This window comes from Paenarthrobacter sp. NEAU-H11 (genome assembly GCF_050573415.1).
Taxonomy (GTDB): Bacteria; Actinomycetota; Actinomycetes; order Actinomycetales; family Micrococcaceae; genus Arthrobacter.
In genome coordinates, this window is the sequence record NZ_JBNZGA010000020.1 from 40,890 (window position 1) to 60,791 (window position 19,902).

Genomic DNA, 19,902 nt, shown 5'->3' on the forward strand with positions numbered 1-19,902 from the left:
CGCCAGAACTTTCCCGGGACGCGACGACGCGCCCGCCCAGCCAGGAGGACACCATGGGCCATAAAGTAGCCCTCAGCTTCGAAGACGGCGTCACCAAAGTCATCAAGGTCGGCGACTATGAGACCGTCATGGACGCGGCCTACAAGGCGCGCATCAACATTCCGTCCGACTGCCGCGACGGCGCCTGCGGCACCTGCAAGGCGTTCTGCGATTCCGGCACCTTCGACCCGGGCGACTACATTGACGACGCCATGACCGAAGAGGAACTCGAAAAGGGCTACCTGCTGACCTGCCAGGCCGTCCCCGAGTCCGACCTTGCCATCCAGATCCCGGCCACGTCGGAGTCGGCCAAGACGGCGGCGGCCACCTTCAGCTCCACCATCAAGGAGCTCAACCGGCACACGGACACCACGGTGTCCTTCACCCTCGAGGTGGACAACCGGGACGCACTGGCCTTCCTTCCCGGCCAGTACGTCAACCTCAGGGTCCCCGGCACCGACGCCGAGCGCTCCTACTCCTTCAGCAGCGGACCCGAAGTGCAGGACGCGTCCTTTATGGTCCGCGTAACCCCACAGGGCGCCATGTCCGAGTACCTGCGGGACCGCGCCGCAGTAGGCGACTCCATCGAGTTCACCGGCCCCTACGGATCGTTCTTCCTGCGCGAGCCCAAGCGGCCCCTGCTGCTCCTGGCCGGCGGCACCGGCCTGGCCCCGCTCCTGTCCATCCTCGAAAAGCTGTCCGAAAACCCGCCGTCCACCCCGGTCCACCTCATTTACGGGCTCACCCGCGAAGCGGACATCGTCGGCCTGGACTGGCTGCGGGCCTACGAAGCGAAGCTGCCCGGTTTCACCTGGGATTACATCGCCTCCGAGCCCGGCACCTCCGCCCCGCACACCGGCTACGTCACACAGATCATCGAACCGAAGCACCTTAACGAAGGCGACGTGGACATCTACCTCTGCGGCCCGCCCCCCATGGTCAACGCCGTCTCCAAGTGGCTGGACGCCGAGGGCATCCAGCCCGCCAACTTCTACTTCGAGCGGTTCGCGCCGAAGGAGACTACCGGAGGCGACGCCGAGACGGGAGCCCCGGCGCCGGCCGGGAAGATCCAGGCCGAAGGCGACACGATGAGCCGCGGCGAGGCCGTGTCCTCGCTGGAGACCGGCCGGCTGGACTTCCGCAAGGAGGACAGCTTCGCCCAGCTCGACGCCCGCATGGGCCTGGAGCTGGCGGTCAGCGAACTGCTGCTGGGCAGGCTCAGCGAGCAACAGCTGCGCCAGTTCCGCCGGCTCGCCCAAGCCACCACGGCGTCAGTGGACGGCGGGAGCATTACGGACCCCGAGGAGTTCGCGCGCACCAACGAGGAATTCCATGAGTACCTCTTCATGATCTGCGACAACCCCATGCTGCTGGAGTCCTACCGCCGCCTGGACGTGCACGCCCAAATGGCTGCGGCCTTCGAAACCGGAACGCCGATCTTCGAGCGGGTCACCCAGGACCACCTGGACATCGTGGACGCCTTTGAGCGCGGGGACAAGGACCGCCTCCGCGCCGTCATCACCGCGCACGCCCACGATGCGAAGGACACCATGGCCGGCGCCATCGACGCGAAGGCCGCCCTCTGATGGCTGAACCGTACGCCGGGCAATTCGTGACCCCAGGCAGGTTCGGCGGCAAGGTCGCCGTCGTCACCGGTGCCGCCCAGGGGATCGGCCGGAAAGTGGCCGAACGCATCGGCGCCGAAGGCGGGGCCGTGGTCCTGGTGGACCGCGCGGAGCTGGTCCGCGACGTGGCCCGCGGCATCGAAGAGGCCGCCAAGTCCTCCGGTTCCGGAGGGTCGGCCACATCCGTCACTGCGGACCTGGAGACCTTCGTCGGCGCCACCCAGGCCGTCAAAGCTGCGCTTGCCGCACACGGACGCGTGGATGTCCTGGTCAACAATGTAGGCGGCACCATCTGGGCACGCCCCTACGAGGAGTACGACGAGGACAAGATCGAAAAGGAGATCCGCCGCTCGCTCTTCCCCACCCTCTGGAGCTGCCGGGCGGTACTGCCGGCGATGCTGGAACAGGAGTCGGGGACCATCGTCAATGTGTCCTCGGTGGCCACCCGCGGCATGCACCGCGTCCCCTATGCCGCTGCGAAGGGCGGCGTCAACGCACTGACCCAGGCCCTCGCCATGGAGGTGGCCGGGCGAGGAATCCGCGTAGTTGCCACGGCGCCGGGCGGTACCGAGGCGCCGCCGCGGAAGGTCAAACGTGGCCCGGAAGCCGAGTCCGCCACCGAGAAGGCCTGGTACCAGGTGATCGTGGACCAGACCGTGGAATCCTCCTTCATGAAGCGCTACGGCACCCTTGACGAGCAGGCCGCGCCCATTGTCTTCCTCGCCTCCGACGAAGCGTCCTACCTCACCGGCAGCATCCTTCCGGTGGCCGGCGGGGACCTGGGATAGCGGTTGGACACCGCCGCAAAGGGCGGGCAGGCCGCTCCGGTAGACTGGCGGCCATGACTGCGGGGTCCGTCCAAGGCGATATCGGTGCGGATTCGCCGCTGGTGGGCCGCGACTCGGTGTTCGAGGAGCTCCTGGACATCCTCCGCGCCGTCCGCAAGGGCAAGGTGGTCACGGTCGTCCTCACCGGACCGGCCGGCTCCGGGAAAACCGCGGTGCTCGAGTCCTTCCTGGAATATTGCCGCACGGGCGTCCGCGGCGTCCGCGTCCTCTCCGCCATGGGCGATGACTGGGAAGCGCAGTTCGCGCTCGCCGGCTACTCCCAGCTCATGCTCACCTCGCCGTTGCGTTCGGCAAAGGCGTACGACGGCGGCCCGCACCTTCCGGCGGGTCCCCTCGCCTCCCTGAGCACGGACCAGGTGGTCAACTACGCTTCGACGCTGGGCACCCACCTCGAAGGGCTGCAGTCGCACGGGAGCGTCGTGGTCGCCGTCGACGACGTCCACAAACTCGACGTGGAAAGCCTGCGCATCCTTACGTTCGTCATGCGCCGGCTGCACGGAAAGCGGATCCTTTTCCTGCTCACCTTGAACCCCGCCGACGCGCCGCGTATCCCCGCCGGCGTCCTGGACTACCTGACCGGGCACCAGGTGGTCCGCATTCCCATGGAGCCGCTCACCCCGCAACAGGTCCAGGAAGTGGCCCGGCGCCTGCACGGCATCGACCTCAGCGTCACCGCGGCGCACGGGCTGGTCCGGCACACGGGCGGCCTGCCGCAGCCAGTGGTGGAGCTGTTGCGCGAGCTGCCCCCGGAAATCTGGCTGGCCTGGTTCCCCTCGCTGCCGCCCACCTCCCGGCTGCGCGCCAGGGTGCACAGCGTCCTGGATGCCGCCTCGCCCGGACTCGTTGCCGTCGCCGAAGCCGCGTCCGTGCTGGGCCGCAGCGCGGGCCTGTCGGAAGTAGCCTCCGTCAGCGGAGTGGAGTCCGTCCTCGAAGCCCTGGATGAAGGACACCGCGCCGGCCTCCTGCGGCTGTCCGTCGACCAGGCGCGTTCCGCCGTCGTGTTCGTTGAGCCCGGTACTGCCGAGGCGATTTACGAACAGATTGTTCCCAGCCGCCGCATCGCGCTGCACCGCCTGGCTGCGGAGGCCGTGGAGCCGGAGGGCGAAAAGCTGGGGCATCGGGTCTCGGCAACGCCCGCCGCGGACCAGGCGCTCGCCGAAGAACTCGAGGATTTTGCCGGCCGCCAGGCGGCCGTGGGTGCATGGCAGGACGTGGCGACGGCGTTGTTTTCCGCGTCCCGCCTGTCGTTGGATATCCGGGCCCGCAACGACCGGCTCCTGCGCGCTGTAGACGCACTGGTCGGGGCCGGCAATGTTGCCGAGGCGCAGACCTGGTCCGCCGCCGTGGACGCCCTGCCGCCCTCGCCGCTGCGCTCCTCAGTGCTGGGCTACCTGTCCACCGTGTCCGGCCAGAATGACAGCGCCCAAAGCCAGCTGGAAATGGCGTGGCGCACCAGCAACCCGGACCGCGATCCCAAGGCCGCCGCCCAGGTTGCGCAGCGTTTCGTCCTGCACGGGGTTGCATCCTGGGACGGCCCGATGATCACCGGCTGGGCGGAGCGCGCGATGGCCCTGACTGAGCCCGGGACGCCGGCGCACGTCGAGTCGGAAGCCATCTATGGCCTGGGCCTGTACGCGCGGGGCCGGCTGGGGGAGGCGGAGGTTTCCTACCAGCGGGCGTTCGCGCACGCCGCCGAGAACGCGCAGAAGCAGCGCGTGCAAATGGGAGCCGGCTGGCTGGCGCTGCGGATGGACAACGTGGAAGCGGCCCTGGTGAACTTCGAGTCCGCCGCCCCCACCGAGTACCGCGGCGGGTCCCTGCGCATCTCCCTGTGGGCCGAGGCATGGCTGGCCCGCACCCATCTGGTGCTGGGGAACTGGGATGCCGCAGCGGCCACCATCGCCCGCTCCAGCGTCCGCCTGGAAACCTCCCGGATGCCCCTGATCCGGCCCCTGCTGTACTGGACCGCCGCGGAGCTCTGGTCCATGCGCGGCGACTGGGACCGCGCCCGCTATTACGTCTCCCAGGCCGCGGTCCAGCCGGGAACCTACCGGGCCATGCAGGTGCCGGCCAGCCTTGCCCGGGCCCGGTTCCACGAGGCGCGGGCTGATTATGAAAGCGCCCTCGCCGTGCTGCAGCCGCTGACCGAACTGGACCCGTGGACCGAGGACCGGGTGTCCTTCTGGCCATGGCAGGACACGTACGTTAATGCGCTGGTGATGACTGATCAGCTGGATACCGCTGACGCTTTCCTGACCTCTTTCGAGGGGTTGCGGCGCGAACGCGAAGTCCCTTCCGACATGGCACGGATGGCCTGGGCCCGGGGCCGGCTGTTGGCAGCCCAGGGAGATCCCGACGCTGCCAGGGAGCACTTCGAGGCCGCCTTGGGCCACCTCCGCGGGCTCAACCGGCCTTACCTGCGGGCGCGGATCAGTTTTGCGTTCGGGCAGAGCATGCGCCGGGCCGGCAAGCGGCGGCTGGCGTCCTCTGTGCTGCGTGCGGCGCGGGACCTCTACGACTCACTGGGCGCGGCCACCTATGTGGAGCGCTGCGACAGGGAGCTCAAGGCAACCGGTCTCGACGTCGGCAATCTCCCTGACCCTGCCGATTCGGTACTCACCGCCGCCCGGGACCACCACGTCCAGCTCACCGCGCAGGAGCAGGCGGTGGCCGAACTCGTGGCCGGCGGGGCGACCAACAAGGAGGCGGCCCGGGCCCTGTTCCTCGCCGAGAAGACGGTGCAGTACCACCTCACGCGGCTCTACCGGAAGATGGGCATCCGGTCCCGCAGCGAGCTCGCCGCCGCGCTCCGGGCCAGCGACTGACCCGGAACGGCGGGCTGGTACCTACTTAACGTCGGAGGGGTGCTTGGCCAGCGGCACCACCGAGATCTCCATGTACGGGAACAGCGGAAGGTTCTGCAGGATGTCGTGGAGTTCGTCGTTTGAACCCACGTCAAAGACCGAGTAATTGGCGTATTCACCCACCACGCGCCAGATTTCCGGCCATTTCCCCGAGCGCTGCAGCTCCTGCGAGTAGGCCTTCTCCTTGGCCTTGATCTCAGCAGCCTCGGATGCGGGCAGGTCTGCGGGCAGTTTGACGTCCATATGGACCAGGTACTTCATTGATGTTCCTTTCGTGGAAGGGGTGGCTTAGCGGTCGCTGCGGTAGCGTTCGAGCTTCTCCTCGTTGACCCCTGTGCCCACGCCGGGGCCCTCGGGGACGCGGATGCGCCCTTCGATGATCTGCAAGGGTTCGGCCAGCAGGTCGTCCGCCATGTCCAGGTAGTTGGACAGTTCGGCGGCGCGCTTGGCAGTGTGGGCGAACGCGGCGCCGAACACCACCGAAGCCACCGTGCCCACCTGGGTGTCGATCTGGTTGCCGATGTACACGTCGATGCCCATGCCCTCGGCCATCCCCACGATCTTGGCCGCCTCGGTAAATCCGGAGCGGGCGGTCTTGACCGCCAGCAGGTTGGCCCCGCCGTTGAGGATTTCCCGGGCGGCCTCGCCGAGATTCGGGGCGGATTCGTCCGCCGCGATGGGGATGGGGGAGTTGGCAACGAGCCGACGGCGGCCCAGGACTTCGCGGGCGTCGTCCGGCTCCTCGAGGAACTGCAGGCCCAGGTCCGCGGTGCGGCGCAGCACCTCCGCAGCTTCATTCGCGGACCAGCCCCGGTTGGCGTCCATGTACAGTTCGGCGTCCCCGCCGAGGCCCTCACGCAGCGCGCGGGCCGCCTCGATGTCCAGGTGCAGCGGGCGCCGGCCGGTCTTGAGCTTGAACGTGTTGATGCCGTAGGTCTCGCGGAACTCCAATGCCAGGTCGAGCAGCTCCTGGGCGGGCTTGAAGCCAAGCATGTGGGAAACCCGCAGCGAGTCGGTGTAGCCGCCCAGCAGCTTGGTCACCGGCTGCCCCAGCGTCTTGCCGATGACGTCCCACAGGGCGATGTCCACGGCACCCTTGGCGGTCTGGTTGTGGATGGTGCGGTAAAGGATCTCCTGGATCTTCTCGCGGTCAAAAATGTCGACGCCGATCAGTTGCGGAGCGAACACGTCCTGCACCACCGCGGCGATGGACTTTTGCGTCTCACCATAGGTGTACGGGCGCGGCGGGGTGTCCGCGAGGCCCACCACGCCGTCGTCCGTGCGGAGGCGGACCAGCACGTGGTCAGCCTCGTGGACGGATCCGGAGGCGAAATGCAGCGGGTGGCGGTAGGGGATCGAGTAAGGAATCGCCTCAATAGCTGCGATTTTCATGACGGGGGATGCCTTTCATCGGTAGGAAGCGGGACGGGCCCGGAGGCCGGGTCGGGCACCGGCTGTGCGGCCGTAGCTGCGCCGACGATGTCCAGGAAGTTATGCAGCAGGGTGGAGTGGTTGCCCCGCAGCCAGGCGACAGCGAGTTCCACGGAAGGGACGTTTTCGATCTCCCGGTAGGCAACGCCGTCGAGCTGGAAAGCCCGCACCCGGGACGGCATGACCGCCACGCCGCCGCCGGCGGCAACGAATGCCAGCATCGTGGAGGTCTCGCCGACGACTTGGGTAATGCGCGGTTGAAAGCCGGCCTGGCGGCACAGGTCGGCGGTGATGCGGTAGAGCACGGACTCGGGCGCATATGCGATGAAGTCCTGATCCTGCAGTTCATGCATCGCCACGGACCTGTCCTCCGCCAGCGCACTGAAGGAGGGAACCGCGACGACGAGCGGCTCCCGGTCGACGACGCGGTAGTCAATCTCCTGGGATGAGACGGGGGGACGCAGCAGTGCTGCGTCCAAAGTTCCGTCGCGGAGACCCGCTTCCATGGACGGGGTGAGCATTTCGCCGTTCAACGCCAGGGACAGGCCGGGAAGGACCTGTTTGGCAAGGCGGGCGATCTGGGGCATGACGCCATAAGTTGCGGACCCTGAGAACCCCACCCGGAGGACGCCGGTGGCGCCCTTGCCGACCTGGTACACGTCCGCTTCCAGCGTTCCTATTTCGTTGACGATCTGCCGTCCCCGATCAAGCAGGAGCTGCCCCGCGGCCGTGAGGTCCACGCGCCGCGTGGTGCGGTTGAGCAGGCGCACTCCCAGCTGCTCCTCAAGCTGGCGGATCTGCTGGGAGAGGGGCGGCTGGGCCATATGGAGGCGCTTGGCCGCCCGGCCGAAATGCCGCTCCTCCGCAACAGCGATGAAGTAGTTCAGCTGCCGGAGCTCCACAGTGTGCCCGCCCTTCCGTTGGCGCACGCCGGGGCTGCCCTGGCCGCGCGATTGATTCACAGAATAACCCTAAAATGCGCTACTGGATTATTAATGTGACTCAATTACGCCAGAACAGCCTCCGCCGGCTACTTGGGCTGAGGGGCCGTCAGCTTTTCCTCCATACGGCTCCCGGCCAGCTCCTCCACCTTGTGCCCGGCCTCCTCAAGCTTCCGCTGGCGGGGGACCAGCACGGTGACCAAGGCGCCCAGGAGCGCCACTGTGCCGTAAATGTAGAACGCCGTGGAGCCGCCGATGCCCGCGGCGGCAAGCCAGCCGCCGATGATCGGACCCAGCACGCCGCCCAGCCGCCCTACACTGGCGCACCACGCGACGCCCGCTGCGCGGGCGTTGGTAGTGAAGTAGTTGGATTGGAACCCGTACACCAAGACCTGGGTGCCGAGGGTTCCCACGCCGGCAACCGCGATGAAGGCAAAGAGCATGGGCAGCGGAAAGCTGAAGGTCATGAGCACGAGCGAGACGGTGGCAAGTCCGAACGTGGAGGCGATGATGCGCTGCGGGCCGCTCTTGTCCGCCAGGCGGGAGGCGACCAGGCCGCCCACGACGGCGCCAAGGTTCAGTGCAAGGGGGAAGAACAGGGCGTAGGTCCGTCCATAGCCGTAACCCTCCATGATCTTGGGCAGCCAGGTGTTGAGGCCGTAGGTCAGCAGCAGGCCGCAGAAGGACATGAGGCCCAGCAGGATGGAAGCCGCGGCGAACTGCCGGGAGAAGACGGCGGCAAAGCCGGACTTCCGGGGCGCTGCGCCCACCTCAAGGATCACGCGTTCCTCGAGGAGGGGTACGCCCGTGCGCTCCGCGACGGCCATGGCGTCCTGTTCGCGACCGCGGGCCAGCAGCCAGCGCGGGGACTCGGGGAGCTTGCGCCACGCAATAGGCAGCAGGATAACCAGCGGCAGGGAACCGATGATGAACAGTCCCCGCCAGCCGAGGGTGTCGTGGAACAGGATGCCCATTATGGACGCGAGGACGCCGCCTGCCGGGACGCCGGAGTAGACAATCGCGTTGTAGAACTGGCGTCTTCCTGCCGGTGCGAACTCCGCCATGGTGGCTCCTGCAGTGGCGATAACCACGCCCAAGCCAAGGCCCGTTACGAACCGCATGGCCCCAAATGCAGGCACGCTTGCCGTCAGTGCCGTGACGAACATGCCCATTGAAAACCAGGCGATGCCCAGGAGCATCAGCCGGCGCCTGCCGAAGAAGTCGCCCACGGCGCCGCAGACCAGCGAGCCCACGAGTACCCCGATCAACGCCCACGAACCGAGGAGGCCCGCTGTGGCCACGTCGAACTTCCCGATCTGGGAGGGATCGGCGAGCAGCCCCGGCAGGACGGTGCCGTAAATGACCAGATCGTAGCCATCGAACACGAGGGCCGCGCAGATGATGAAGGCCACCCAATTGGCCGTGCGTTTTTCTTTTCCTGGATTTTCGGCGATAACGGCATGCGGTTGTGTCATGGTCCCCAAGTTCCTCTCTAGGTGATGGCGGGGTGGGCATGCGCGTAAAGATGGCATCCGACCCGGTTGTTTCAGCCTGACAGAGGTGTGATGCGGGACATATGAGGCAAATCCCCGGGATTAGGCCCGGGGGGTATTAGGAGCGCAGAACTACTGAAAGGTGCGCTTTAGGTAATAGATCCTACAAATCCGCACGAACGTAGGGACCCTCTGCCGCGCTGCCCTGATCCGCGTGGATACGCCTATCAGTCCAGACGATTCCGGTATGGAAGAGGGCCCTTAAACGGTGGTGTTACTGAGAAGGCCGCGGCTAGGCTGGCCGGATGATCAATACCGCCCGCCTATATTCGGACCTGTCCCGCCTGGGCAGGGAAACCGACATGTTTCTGGCCACAGTAGCGTCCCTCTCCGATGCTGAGATGGCGGCTCCGTCACTGTGCGAAGGGTGGAGCCGGGCTGACGTCATCGCCCACGTGGCATCAAGCGGCCGCGCCTTGGTGAACCTCATCGACGGCGCTGCCTCCGGCGGGGAACGGCAGCTTTATGCCTCACCCGAGGCGCGCTCCCAAGAAATTTCCGCCCTGGCCGCACTGCCGCGCGAGGAGCTCCTGGACGAACTGCGGGAGTCGGCCCGGAGCTTCGCGGAGCAGGCCCAACGGCTCAACGCGGAGCTGGCTGCCCCGGATGTCAACGTGAACGGCAAGGTCATCCCTGCGACGTCCATCGTGGCACTTCGCATCGCTGAAGTTGTCGTGCACCACCATGACCTTGACACGGCGTGGACCATCGAGGAAGCCGACCCTGATTCACTCCTGAACGCCATCGAAGCCGTGGTTCGTTCGCTGCGCGCCAAGGGCATTCCGGGAATTACCGCGGTCACCGAAGAACGGGATGAATGGGTGATTGGTGACGGCGCCCTGCACGTTAGGTCGGACCGGGAAGGCCTGCTCTTATGGCTTGCCCGCGGGGACAGTGAGCATATAGAGGCCGACGGACTCTTGCCTGTCCTGCCAGCTTGGTAGGCCGGGCCGAGAATCAGCAGTGCGGCAAGCCCGGGACGCTGAAGCTATCGGTGCCATCCGCACCCGCACGGCTACACCAGCGGAACCTCCAGGCACCCTTCGCCGGCATTCCAGCTGCTTCCGGTGCCCAAGTCGCCGCAGAGGCGGGCCATCCGGTCCGCGGTACCGCGGGCGCTCCGGACTGCCAGCCGGACCCGGAAGCCGGCGATGATGGTGGGAAACAAGCGCAGGGCCCGCGGCGTTCCGCCGGCGGTTTCCATCAGGAAGATGAAGGACAGGTCGTTGCGTTCCTCAGGGTCCACGGCGTAGTCATCGACGAAGTCCCCGGCGCTGTAGATGATGGGCCGGCCCCGGTAGACCTCGACGCCGCGGAAGACATGCGGTGAATGGCCGAAGACGACGTCGGCGCCCGCCTCGACCAGCTGCCGCGCCAGTGCCCGGTGCTCTGGTGGGGCGTCGGAGCCCCAGTTGCCGCCCCAGTGGGCCGATACGATGAGCAGTTGCACACGTGCCTTGGTCCGTCGGAGCAGCGCCAGCAGTTGGTCGACGCGCTGCCCGTGGGTTGTCACGGGGACGTAGTACACGCCAGGGGTGCCGGGAGCCGCCTCCCAATCCGGCTGGTTGTCCGTGAACGCCACGAACCCGACGGCGGTGCCTCCCACGCGGCAGACGGCTGGCCGAGCGGCTGAGGTCAGGTCCGTACCCGCGCCCGCATGCAGGATTCCGTGCCGGTCCAGCGTGGGAAGCATTTCCTGCAGCGCGTCCGTTCCGTAATCGAGCACGTGGTTGTTCGCCAGGGAGACCAGATCGATCTGCGCCAGGAGCAGGCTGCGTACGTTCTTCAGGTCGGTGCGGAACGTGAAGACCTTGCCCGGCGCGGGTTTGCCGCCGTCGGCCAGCACGCATTCGAGGTTGGCGATCCTCAGGTCCGCCCGCCGCAGGACCGGAAGGGTGTCACCCCAGGGATAGGCGGAGGCAACGGTCTGCAAGTGGTCGTTCACCAGCCGGCCGAGCATGACGTCGCCGAGGAATGCGATCTGCATGGCACCAGCATGGACTGCCTGTCCGGGAAGCGAAAGAGCGACCGTTGGAGCGTCCCGCCCGGCGCGCGGCGGGAATTTTCGGTCGGGGCCGGCGTTAGGTCTGAGTATGAAAGCTATCGTGTACCGTGCCACCGGTGATCCGTCTGTTCTCGAGCTCGTAGACCGCGAGATCCGCGACCCGGGGCCCGGGGAGGTGCGCGTGCGGATCATGGTGTCCGCGGTGAACCCCACCGACTGGAAGTCGCGCCGCGGCTCCAAACCGGGCGAACCCTTGCCTTTCGCGGAGGTCGTCCCGAACCAGGACGGCGCCGGAGTTGTGGACGCCGTGGGACCCGGCGTCGAGCGTTTCCACATCGGTGACAGGGTTTGGCTGGCGTTGGCCGCCTATCAGCGCGCCGACGGCGGGACGGCGCAGGAGTTCGCCGTGCTGCCGGCCGAGCGGGTCTTTCCGCTGCCGGAGAACGCCGGGTTCGACGTCGGCGCGAGCCTGGGCGTTCCCGCGGTCACCGCCCATCGGGCCCTGACCATTGCCGAAGACGGCCCGCGGCGCCTGCACCCGGGAGCCCTGGAAGGCAAAGTGATTCTCGTCGCGGGAGGGGCCGGCGCCGTGGGCCATGCGGCGATCCAGCTGGCCAAGTGGGCCGGCGCCGTCGTGATCACGACCGTGAGCGGCCCGGCGAAGGCTGCGCTGGCCACGGCCGCGGGCGCCGATCACGTGATCAATTACCGGGAAACCGACGCGGCCGCGGAGATCCGCCGGATTGCTCCCAACGGCATCGACCAGATCGTGGAGGTGGCACCGGCGCGGAACGCCGAACTCGACTTGGCAGTGATCCGGAACCGCGGCTCCATCGCCGTCTACGCCAACAACGGCGGCGATCAGATGACCCTGGACGTACGCAGGCATTTCAGCCTCAATGTCCGCTACCAGTTCGTGCTGCTCTACACCGTTGGCATGGCGGCGGTGCAGGTCGCCGCCGAGGACATCAATGCAGCCATCGCCGACGGCGCCCTTCCGGTGGGAGAGGCCGCAGGCCTGCCGCTGCATCGCTTTGACCTGGCTGACACGGCTGCGGCCCACTCCGCGGTGGAAGAGAGCATCGTCGGCAAGGTCCTGATCGATGTGTCAGCGGGCTAACAAATAACGCATCGGGAGCCTCGCACGGGGGTCATCACCCTGCAGCCGGGACCGGGCGGGGTGGCTCTCAGCATGCGACGGTTGTACCGGGTAGGGGCTGCCCGATCCAGGTGTTCCCTCCCACTGTGGGATAAAGTCCTCGAACGTTATAGGGCCTGGGCGTCCTTCCCCCTGAGACTCTCACGGTGATCGGGCTGAGGTCATTTTGGGCCCTGTCCACCACAAACTGCGGCGCCGTGTCGGTGGGGTCACGAAAGATCTCGACACGGAACGCGCTGGCGCGGGGTACGTAACCATAGTTGGTGAAGGTGATCGTCAGGTCCCTGCCGTTGCAGCTGGAGGCAGCCACGGTACCGACAGGCTGGGCCAGGCTTAACGTCGCTGCATTCATCTGGCCCGTGGCCCCGGCTGTAAACGCTGCTTCCGCAATCCCGGGTGCGAGGAGCAGTACCGCGGCCGTTGTCAGGACCCCGGCGGAACGCGCGAAACCGGAGGGCCGGCCTGACTCGGTCTTTCCGCTGGTGCGCACGGCCTGGGCTCTCCTTGTCAGTCTCGGGGTCGGGATCCATTCTTGCCTGTCCACGGCGCCTGGGCTCGCGGGACCCGTTTCAGGCTCAGGGCCTAGACCAGTACCGCACGTCCGGTACTCATCGCCGGTGGTCCGTGACGGGCGGGGAATTCACGCCAGGTTCCTTCTTCCAAATCGACACCAGGACCATGCAGACCAGGACGGCGGGAGCGCCATACATCAAGCCCTGCAGGAGCACCGGTTCGCGCAGGGCCCGGATGGCCGTGCCGAGGTAGGGGATGGTGGCGGCGTGGACATGGACCGTGCCGCCCTGCAGGGCGGCGGTCCAGGGGTCGGCACCACTGTTTGCATCGCCCTTGGTGCGGATGACCGTGGTGCCGTTGTCGTTCCGGCTAATCTCGACGATCCGATGGGTTTCGACGCGGTGGTCCTCGACGGGTATCCCGTACGTGATGACGTCCCGGGCTTTGAGCTCGCTGACAGGCTTCGGGACCGATACCACGACGTCGCCGGCGTTGATCAGGGGGGCCATGGATCCGGTGAGCATCGTGCTGGTCTGGTACCCAAGAACCCTGGGCCCAACGGCCAGGAACAGGAAGAGGGCCGCGGCGCCGATCATCACGGACGTGGTGGCGGCCCTGGTGATGCCCCGGAATGCCTTGGCCCATCGTGTGGTCCGCGCAGTGGTGGGGGAGACCGCCGTCGTTGGCCGGGTGCATTGGGTTGGTGATGCCGTCATGGCAGTGTCCGTTCCGGGTGGTGTTCCTCCGCCGCCCGGTTTCGGCAGGCGGCGGAGGAAGCTGTGGTTACTTGCTGGCGCCGGAGCGCTGGGTTCCGGTGAAGGACAGGTCGATGGAGCTGCTCTTGGCCTGGAAGGTGTTGTCCGCTGCACCTGGCAGCGACAGGGTCACCCGGAGGTTATCGGTGTTGCCGGCCGCGGTGGAGCTCAGGCCGGCCAGGGCGAGGTCCGCGCCGATGACGGCGCGGGAGGCCAGGACCTGGGTGACGGTGCCCCCCGAGCACGTGTAGGTGTAGGCGGGGGCGGTGCCGGCCTCGGTCCACGGCACGGAGCACTTGTCGATCGCGAGCTGCAGGCCCAATGCCGGGTCCGTGTCCAGCTTGGATGTGGCGGTCGCCAGTGTGGTCAGCGTGATGGCGGACACCGACTGGTTGCCTGTGGCATTGGTGAGCGTTACGGCTCGCTGCACCGTGTCCCCTGGGACAAGACCGGTGGCGGCGACGCTGAGACGGTTGGCTGCGCCCGAGGCGCCCAGCGAGATTGCCACGGTACCGGAGGCAACATCGGTGGAGGCGGAGGTGCTGGAGGTGAACGCGCCGTACGTGCCCAGGCCTGCGACGCCGGCGGCGGTGCCGACCAGGGCCAGGGAGGCGACGACTTTACCGGTGGTGGTGTTCAGGCTGAGACCCATGATGACGAACTCCCATTTCTTTGACGGCGGCCCGCCTTCTTGCGGACCTTGTGGCTGCCGGTTCTCCTGCCGACAACGCCAACAATGCCGGTCCCGTATCAAGTTGCCGGGTCGAATACGGCCAAGATCCCATCAAAAAACGGCCCGCACGCACAAGGTTCGATCAAGGTCCACACTCTGAACCTTTGCGAGGAAGCCGCGATGCTCGCGGGCGGCATGCGGGTGGGGCTCGCACTATGCTCTGAACATGGCGGTTCGAGATCCGGAAGCTACAACCAGGAACATCAATCAAGAGCTCACTCAACGGCGAGGGTGGATTCTGACCATCGCGGTCGGGTTCGCGCTGCAACTGCTGAGTTTTGTCATCGGCCTGAAACCAGTGGGGCCGCTGTGCGGCAGCCCGCTGCTCCCGAATAGCCGTGCGGCTGAAATTTCCGACGCGCAGGGACAGACTGTCGGGCTGGCGACAGAGTGCTACCGGCAGATCGACTCCGCGTCGGTTTCGGTCTGGATTGTGATGGCGCTGGGGATCGGCCTGGTCCTGACGGGAGTCGCGGTCAGAATCGTGGGAATCCGCCGGTCCGTTGCCCGAGCCGGGAACCTTGGGGAGCCTGTGCAGGGCTAGCGGCACTGCTGCTTTCCGACCCACTGGTGCTGGCTGAACACCGCGCCACTGACGCCCCCTGGCAGCGGGCGATCGCCGATGGCGCGGGCTCTTCCTTCGCTGGCGCTGCCGCCCGCCGGGCCGGCTAAAGCGTTTCGGGGATCGGCCGTCCCGGGAAGAGTGCCGCGTATTGCCTGCGGTACATCCTGCGGCCGATGAGTCGGTAGCCGAGGCGGGCGAGGGCCGGGATCTCCTCGAAGAAGATTGCCCTTCGGTCCTCGGGCGGGTTGGTGGCCAGAATCAGTCCGAGGTACGTGACCAGGAACTTCTTGTCGTGCTGCCTGACGCCGTGCTGCACCATTGCGTTCAATTCCTCCTCCGTCATTACGCGATCGACGGCGGGCATCACCTCGGTGACTTCGCGGCGCAGATGCTCGCTGAGAACGGAGTGAACGTCTTCGTAGCCTTTTGCGAGTTCGTCCCTGGTGCCTGCCTCTGCAGTCTGCATCCAGCGCTTGCGAACGGGCCCGATGCTCTCCACTCGGTCTTTGATCCCTCGGTGTTGTTGGAGCATCTGCTCCACGTGTGACGCGCATGCCGGAGCCCGTTCGGCGAGTTGCGGGTACATGAACAGGTTCTGGCCTTCCTGGTGGACTAGGAGCACCTTGTCGAAGTTGCCGAGCACTTCCCCCACGAGCGCGGCGCGGGCGGTGTCTCCCGCCGCGGTCGAGCGCACCAGGTTGGGCGCCTCCCGGTATGCCCAGAGGAGGAAACGGTGAACGCGCCGAATGCCGGTAGAGCCCGAACTCAGGACCGGTCCCGGGGGCACGGGAGCTGCGGTTTCGCCGGGCAGCATCGTGAAGAAGTCAGTCATTTGGATTGCCTCCATTTCGGGAATCGGGCGGGACCGCCCGGGTTGCGGCTGGTGTTTGTCGGCGGGCCCGGTTGCGTTGGGTCCAGTCGGCGTAGGGAGGACGCCGACGTGCACGGCGGCTTCCGCGCCTGAAGGGGAGGGCGTCGCAAGGCGCTCGCTGGTTGTTGCCCTGGGGCGATCGCAGGAATGGGCGCCCAAGTCCGCCGGAATGACGGCTGTGCCGGTCATGCAAATAATTTACTACAAAAGTAGTGGGATGTCACTACTTTTGTAGTAACGAAGCGCCGGAGCGCCTCTTACAGCTGCAGGTCCTCGAACGTATGGAGTTCCCTGGCCGGGGTTGGAGTGGCAAGGGCTTCCTGGGCCTTGGGGAGGGGCGTGAACTGGTCGTTCATCGGGTCCCAATCGAACAGGTGGGCAAAGTCCAGGCCCGTGAGTTCGCTGACCCTGCGGATTGGAACCTGGAAGGTTGCCGGGGTGAACGCTTCCCGGAGTATTTCCTCCACGAGTTCATGCTGGCTGATCATGTAGGCACTGGCTGAGTGGCTCCCGTCCGGGCGCCGGAACACCGGAATTTTCCAGAAGGCCAGCGGGATGGGGGTTCCCTGGAAGTCCGGATCGCGCGCGGTGAAGACCGGACCGGTAAACACCGTGAGCCGGAGCCCTTCGGCCTTCGCGGTATCCAGCAGGTAATCTTCCAGGCCGGCCCACAGCGACGCACCCTGGTTGAACTTCTTGTGCTGGGGTGAGCAGTTGGTGAAATGGAAGGTATCGTCATTGGCCGCGCGGGCAACGTCGGCCGGGCCCCAGGCCGGATCGAGGCGGCGAACCAGGTGCCCCCGGTCGAAGTCATTGTCCGTATAGAGCTCGTCGCCCGTCTGCTCAGACCGGTCCAGGCGTGGGTCGAAGTACCACTTGTCCCGCTCACGCTTGGGTGACTGGCTGAGCTGGCCATCGACGTTCACGGCCGTGTAGAGAGCCAGGCGCCTTGTCCGCTGCATGACGAGGCTGAAATGGTGATAGTTCAGCACCGCTGGATCCTGCCCGGCGGCTGCGCCACGGTTCAGGGCAGCATCGGCACGCTGCCCGGCCGTGAGGACCGGCAAAGGCACAGCCGTGCCCAGGAAGCCGGGATCGTACCCCTTCCTCCCGGAATAGTCCGGATCTATCGCCACTGCCTCTTCAGCGACTGCACTTCCGGTGCCCGGAACCGCGCGGCTGGGGTCAGCGGATGCCTGGGCCACTCCCTGAGCTGCCTGCACCGCGCCGAGCCGCACTGTGATGTGCAGGGGAATGGTGAGGGAAACCGCTCCGCCTTCGACTGTGGCGGGCTGTTGCGCTGCGGGTTGCGTCCGGACCCCAGCCCGTTGTTCCGCAGCTGGGACTTGGGGGAGTGCGGGCGGCGGCGGATTGAGCGCCTCCCCGAGCAGGGCGCGTTCGCCCTCGTTCATGCCGTCAGCGCCCTTCTCCAGCCACGTCAGGATGCTGCTGATCCTGACGCCCTCGTTGGCTATCCACCGGATCTTCAGCTCATCCTGCGTTCTGTCCCACACCGTGCCGTCGACGGTCAGGATTTCTCCTGCTTCGTTCCGCGCGGGCACGCCGGAGTGGTGCAGGCCCAGGACCTCCCACTGGTTGTTGAAGAGCGGTGACCCGGAAGAACCCGGCGATGTGTCGGTGTGGTAGTGCAGGAACTGGTCGAACCGGTCGAGGAGTTCGTTTTGCTGCAGGGCAAGCTGCTTCTCCTGGCCTTCGGGGTGCTGGATGATGTTGATGGATTCGCCGAGCAGGATTTTGCCCTGCTCCTTGGTGGTGCGGTTGAAGCCGAAACCCGCCAGCGGCACCGGCGGCGAAGTTCCGTCGGGCCGGGACTGCGCCGCTACGGCCACCACGGTGACGTCAAGGCCGGTATCAGTGCGGAAAAAAGTGTCCGGTTCCAGGTCGAACTGTGATGTGGCCAGGGGAAGGCCGCCGATGCCGTTCTGGAAATTGAACTCCAGCCGGGAGAACCGGGCGGACTGGGCGTCGGGCAGGACGTGGTTGTTCGTCAGGGCAAGGCGGGGCGAGATCATAAAGCCGGTGCCGAAGGAACGGACCTGGAACCGGTCGCGGACGATAACCCTGCCCACCGTGCGTGAGACCGCCGTACCCAGTTCCAGGAAGGCGATGCCAAGCAGGTTGCTTCCGCCGATGATCCGTTCCAGCACCAGGTCTCCCAGCACCTGGTCTTCCCGGACCTGGCCCGGTTGGACAGGGGAGGTATCCGCCGTCGCCTTCAGCGCGTCCATGACCACCGGCTGGCGCAGGACCCGCCGGCTGCGCAGCTCCACCCGTTCGGGGGCATCGACGTCGAGGATACTTCCCTGCGGAGTTTGGGCCGCCGCAATCTTTTCTTCGGTTCCCGCGCGGGGAACCTCCCGCGCTTCGAACCGGGCCTGGGTGGCCGTGAGCACATCTTCCGGTATTACCATCGGTCCGCTCCTTTAGCGCTGTTCGGGCGTGGCATCAACTGCGGTTTCGCCAAGAACGCGGAATCACTTAGTTGGCGTTCGTGGGTGCCTGGACCAAGCCTGCGCCCACGTCCACTGGATCCGTTCCGGCCGCAAGGGGCCGGAACGTTCCCGAGGCGATCAGTTTGGCCTGCAGGAGTACCGGACTGAGGGGGCCTTGAGCAAGGAGCTTTTCAGCCCATAGCGCCGCCACGCCGGCCACGTGGGGTGTTGCCATGCTGGTTCCGCTGATGGTTTTGGTGCCGCCGTTGAGCCAGGCGCTGAAAACCCCGACGCCGGGACCGGCCACGGTCGCCATCGTATTGGAGAAGGGGGCTACGGTGAGCCCGTTGGCACCGTCAGCGAGGGCGGCCACGGACGTGATTCCGTAGGCCGCGGCCGGCGGGGCAACGTTGATCTCGTACGCGGGATTGCCGTTGCGTTCGCTTTCGTTCCCGGCCGCTGCGACCACCACTGTGGTCTGGGCGACGGAGGCGCGGGCGTTGAGAAGGTTGGCGAGCTGCTCGAAAAGCCTGACGTTGGCGCGGTAGCCCTCAAGGGCTATTGATGTGGCGGCGGGGATGGTCAAGCCGTTCACTTTGACCAGTTCGTCCACCCACCCGGGAAAGTCCATTCCCAGGGACATTGAGATGACCTGGGCACCGTTGTCGGCCGCCCACAGCATCGCCGAGGCAAGTATGTCGCTGCTGCCGCCGTTCGGGCCTCCAAGGACTTTGCCGATTACCGCCTTCTGGACGCCGGGTGCGACGCCGATCCGCTGGCCTGAGAGGTCGCGGCCAAAGATGGTGCCTGCGCAGTGGGTGCCGTGGCCGTTGTCGTCGTCAGCGCTGCCCGCCCCCGTGAAGTCCTTCGTGACCAGGTTGACGCCGGCGAAGGCCGGATGGGTGGCGTCGATGCCGGTGTCAAGGACCGATACGGTCACACCGGCGCCTGTGAACGGCGATTTATCCGCGCCCACGGCCTTGACGCCCCACGTGGCGGCAGCGGCGGGTGCCGCATCGGCCGCGAGGGGCTCAATGAGTTTCATTGGCATGGCAGGGGCGAAGCCAAGGACAGTGGGATCGTTCCGCAGTGCGGTGAGGGTGGCATTTGAGGGGTTCTCCTCCCGATCCACCGTCAGCCCCACGGCGCGTTCAGCGATGTTCTGGGCGGTGCTTTCGAGTCCCGGGGCTGCTCCCGGTCCATCGAAAGGGTCACGGGTAGCGCCCAGGGACGGGGCGCGCAAAATGACGATCTTCTGGTTGGGTAGCTGTGACATCTTGGGCTCCTTGGCCTTTCCACGGACGGGGCTGCGCTTTGGGCGCATCGGCTGCAGCAGTTGTGTTGGCAGTGCCGGGCGGGGAACCGCGCTCCACATGGCGCTAGGTTTACGTCTGGTGGCGTTACTCCGGCGTTACCGGATCGAACCCAGTGCCTTCGGGACGGCAGCCAGGTTCACGATGAGGACATGGAGGTCTCCCGCGTGGATGTTCCCCTCTGCCTGGGACTCGCCGCGCTATCGTTTCCCGTAATGCCTGACGCCCGCCGGC

17 protein-coding genes are annotated in these 19,902 nt (G+C 66.6%); 6 read left to right on the top strand and 11 right to left on the bottom strand.

Translation table 11 applies throughout. The features are described 5' to 3' along the window. The first annotated feature begins 53 nt into the window (after positions 1 to 53). Genes benC through ACQ3DC_RS19055 form a run of 3 tightly spaced genes read left to right on the top strand, consistent with a single transcriptional unit; the run spans position 54 to position 5,337 of the window. Entirely contained in the window at positions 54 to 1,625 is a 1,572-nt protein-coding gene (gene benC / locus ACQ3DC_RS19045) for a benzoate 1,2-dioxygenase electron transfer component BenC (protein WP_323057246.1), read from the top strand. Next, entirely contained in the window at positions 1,625 to 2,452 is an 828-nt protein-coding gene (locus tag ACQ3DC_RS19050) for a 1,6-dihydroxycyclohexa-2,4-diene-1-carboxylate dehydrogenase (protein WP_421093617.1), read from the top strand. Before benC ends, ACQ3DC_RS19050 begins: the two co-directional genes overlap by 1 nt. Positions 2,453 to 2,505: 53 nt before the next feature. Continuing rightward, entirely contained in the window at positions 2,506 to 5,337 is a 2,832-nt protein-coding gene (locus ACQ3DC_RS19055) for an AAA family ATPase (protein WP_430752949.1), read from the top strand. Between the two features lie 21 nt (positions 5,338 to 5,358). Here ACQ3DC_RS19055 and catC read toward each other — a convergent pair whose 3' ends face one another. From catC to ACQ3DC_RS19075, 4 genes are all read right to left on the bottom strand, one after another. Beyond that, positions 5,359 to 5,637, bottom strand: a complete 279-nt coding sequence (catC, locus tag ACQ3DC_RS19060; RefSeq protein ID WP_157242418.1) for a muconolactone Delta-isomerase — start codon at positions 5,635 to 5,637, stop codon at positions 5,359 to 5,361. 27 nt (positions 5,638 to 5,664) lie between these two features. Further along, the gene (locus ACQ3DC_RS19065; RefSeq protein WP_430752950.1) at positions 5,665 to 6,768 is read right to left on the bottom strand and encodes a mandelate racemase/muconate lactonizing enzyme family protein; all 1,104 of its coding nucleotides are present in this window, start codon (positions 6,766 to 6,768) and stop codon (positions 5,665 to 5,667) included. Continuing rightward, positions 6,765 to 7,709, bottom strand: a complete 945-nt coding sequence (locus tag ACQ3DC_RS19070; protein ID WP_430752969.1) for a LysR substrate-binding domain-containing protein — start codon at positions 7,707 to 7,709, stop codon at positions 6,765 to 6,767. The genes ACQ3DC_RS19065 and ACQ3DC_RS19070 overlap by 4 nt, the downstream gene beginning before the upstream one ends. A 128-nt stretch (positions 7,710 to 7,837) precedes the next feature. Beyond that, positions 7,838 to 9,223, bottom strand: a complete 1,386-nt coding sequence (locus ACQ3DC_RS19075; protein WP_430752951.1) for an MFS transporter — start codon at positions 9,221 to 9,223, stop codon at positions 7,838 to 7,840. Positions 9,224 to 9,546: 323 nt separating this feature from the next. On the opposite strand from ACQ3DC_RS19075, the gene ACQ3DC_RS19080 reads away from it, so the two are divergent. Continuing rightward, the gene (locus ACQ3DC_RS19080; RefSeq protein WP_430752952.1) at positions 9,547 to 10,245 is read left to right on the top strand and encodes a maleylpyruvate isomerase family mycothiol-dependent enzyme; all 699 of its coding nucleotides are present in this window, start codon (positions 9,547 to 9,549) and stop codon (positions 10,243 to 10,245) included. 71 nt (positions 10,246 to 10,316) lie between these two features. On the opposite strand, the gene ACQ3DC_RS19085 is transcribed toward ACQ3DC_RS19080, so the two are convergent. Continuing rightward, the gene (locus ACQ3DC_RS19085) at positions 10,317 to 11,288 is read right to left on the bottom strand and encodes a CapA family protein (RefSeq protein ID WP_430752953.1); all 972 of its coding nucleotides are present in this window, start codon (positions 11,286 to 11,288) and stop codon (positions 10,317 to 10,319) included. A gap of 106 nt (positions 11,289 to 11,394) precedes the next feature. Here ACQ3DC_RS19085 and ACQ3DC_RS19090 point away from each other — a divergent pair, with 106 nt between their 5' ends. Continuing rightward, the gene (locus ACQ3DC_RS19090) at positions 11,395 to 12,426 is read left to right on the top strand and encodes an NADPH:quinone reductase (RefSeq protein ID WP_430752954.1); all 1,032 of its coding nucleotides are present in this window, start codon (positions 11,395 to 11,397) and stop codon (positions 12,424 to 12,426) included. A gap of 67 nt (positions 12,427 to 12,493) precedes the next feature. On the opposite strand, the gene ACQ3DC_RS19095 is transcribed toward ACQ3DC_RS19090, so the two are convergent. From ACQ3DC_RS19095 to ACQ3DC_RS19105, 3 genes are all read right to left on the bottom strand, one after another. Next, complete coding sequence (locus ACQ3DC_RS19095; RefSeq protein WP_430752955.1) at positions 12,494 to 12,955, bottom strand: hypothetical protein; 462 nt, start codon at positions 12,953 to 12,955, stop codon at positions 12,494 to 12,496. Between the two features lie 118 nt (positions 12,956 to 13,073). After that, positions 13,074 to 13,694: a signal peptidase I gene (locus tag ACQ3DC_RS19100; protein WP_430752956.1), complete on the bottom strand. Its 621-nt coding sequence runs from the start codon at positions 13,692 to 13,694 to the stop codon at positions 13,074 to 13,076. Positions 13,695 to 13,761: 67 nt separating this feature from the next. After that, positions 13,762 to 14,385, bottom strand: coding sequence for a TasA family protein (locus tag ACQ3DC_RS19105; protein WP_430752957.1), 624 nt, complete (start codon positions 14,383 to 14,385; stop codon positions 13,762 to 13,764). A 247-nt stretch (positions 14,386 to 14,632) separates the two neighbouring features. Here ACQ3DC_RS19105 and ACQ3DC_RS19110 point away from each other — a divergent pair, with 247 nt between their 5' ends. Next, on the top strand, positions 14,633 to 15,010 hold the full coding sequence (locus ACQ3DC_RS19110) for a hypothetical protein (protein ID WP_157242406.1): 378 nt from the start codon (positions 14,633 to 14,635) through the stop codon (positions 15,008 to 15,010). Positions 15,011 to 15,134: 124 nt separating this feature from the next. On the opposite strand, the gene ACQ3DC_RS19115 is transcribed toward ACQ3DC_RS19110, so the two are convergent. The 3 genes from ACQ3DC_RS19115 to ACQ3DC_RS19125 form a co-directional block, all read right to left on the bottom strand. Beyond that, entirely contained in the window at positions 15,135 to 15,863 is a 729-nt protein-coding gene (locus ACQ3DC_RS19115) for a hemerythrin domain-containing protein (RefSeq protein WP_430752958.1), read from the bottom strand. Positions 15,864 to 16,159: 296 nt separating this feature from the next. Further along, complete coding sequence (locus tag ACQ3DC_RS19120; protein WP_430752959.1) at positions 16,160 to 18,334, bottom strand: DNA/RNA non-specific endonuclease; 2,175 nt, start codon at positions 18,332 to 18,334, stop codon at positions 16,160 to 16,162. A 67-nt stretch (positions 18,335 to 18,401) separates the two neighbouring features. After that, positions 18,402 to 19,631 carry a S8 family peptidase gene (locus ACQ3DC_RS19125; protein ID WP_430752960.1) on the bottom strand — a complete coding sequence of 410 codons (1,230 nt, stop codon included), beginning with the start codon at positions 19,629 to 19,631 and terminating at the stop codon, positions 18,402 to 18,404. Positions 19,632 to 19,902 lie beyond the last annotated feature (271 nt).

Coding starts and splice junctions, on each gene's coding strand:
- benC (WP_323057246.1), top strand. CDS start 54: ATGGGCCATAAAGTAGCCCTCAGCTTCGAAGACGGCGTCACCAAAGTC.
- ACQ3DC_RS19050 (WP_421093617.1), top strand. CDS start 1,625: ATGGCTGAACCGTACGCCGGGCAATTCGTGACCCCAGGCAGGTTCGGC.
- ACQ3DC_RS19055 (WP_430752949.1), top strand. CDS start 2,506: ATGACTGCGGGGTCCGTCCAAGGCGATATCGGTGCGGATTCGCCGCTG.
- catC (WP_157242418.1), bottom strand. CDS start 5,637: ATGAAGTACCTGGTCCATATGGACGTCAAACTGCCCGCAGACCTGCCC.
- ACQ3DC_RS19065 (WP_430752950.1), bottom strand. CDS start 6,768: ATGAAAATCGCAGCTATTGAGGCGATTCCTTACTCGATCCCCTACCGC.
- ACQ3DC_RS19075 (WP_430752951.1), bottom strand. CDS start 9,223: ATGACACAACCGCATGCCGTTATCGCCGAAAATCCAGGAAAAGAAAAA.
- ACQ3DC_RS19080 (WP_430752952.1), top strand. CDS start 9,547: ATGATCAATACCGCCCGCCTATATTCGGACCTGTCCCGCCTGGGCAGG.
- ACQ3DC_RS19085 (WP_430752953.1), bottom strand. CDS start 11,288: ATGCAGATCGCATTCCTCGGCGACGTCATGCTCGGCCGGCTGGTGAAC.
- ACQ3DC_RS19090 (WP_430752954.1), top strand. CDS start 11,395: ATGAAAGCTATCGTGTACCGTGCCACCGGTGATCCGTCTGTTCTCGAG.
- ACQ3DC_RS19100 (WP_430752956.1), bottom strand. CDS start 13,694: ATGACGGCATCACCAACCCAATGCACCCGGCCAACGACGGCGGTCTCC.
- ACQ3DC_RS19105 (WP_430752957.1), bottom strand. CDS start 14,385: ATGGGTCTCAGCCTGAACACCACCACCGGTAAAGTCGTCGCCTCCCTG.
- ACQ3DC_RS19110 (WP_157242406.1), top strand. CDS start 14,633: ATGGCGGTTCGAGATCCGGAAGCTACAACCAGGAACATCAATCAAGAG.
- ACQ3DC_RS19115 (WP_430752958.1), bottom strand. CDS start 15,863: ATGACTGACTTCTTCACGATGCTGCCCGGCGAAACCGCAGCTCCCGTG.
- ACQ3DC_RS19120 (WP_430752959.1), bottom strand. CDS start 18,334: ATGGTAATACCGGAAGATGTGCTCACGGCCACCCAGGCCCGGTTCGAA.
- ACQ3DC_RS19125 (WP_430752960.1), bottom strand. CDS start 19,631: ATGTCACAGCTACCCAACCAGAAGATCGTCATTTTGCGCGCCCCGTCC.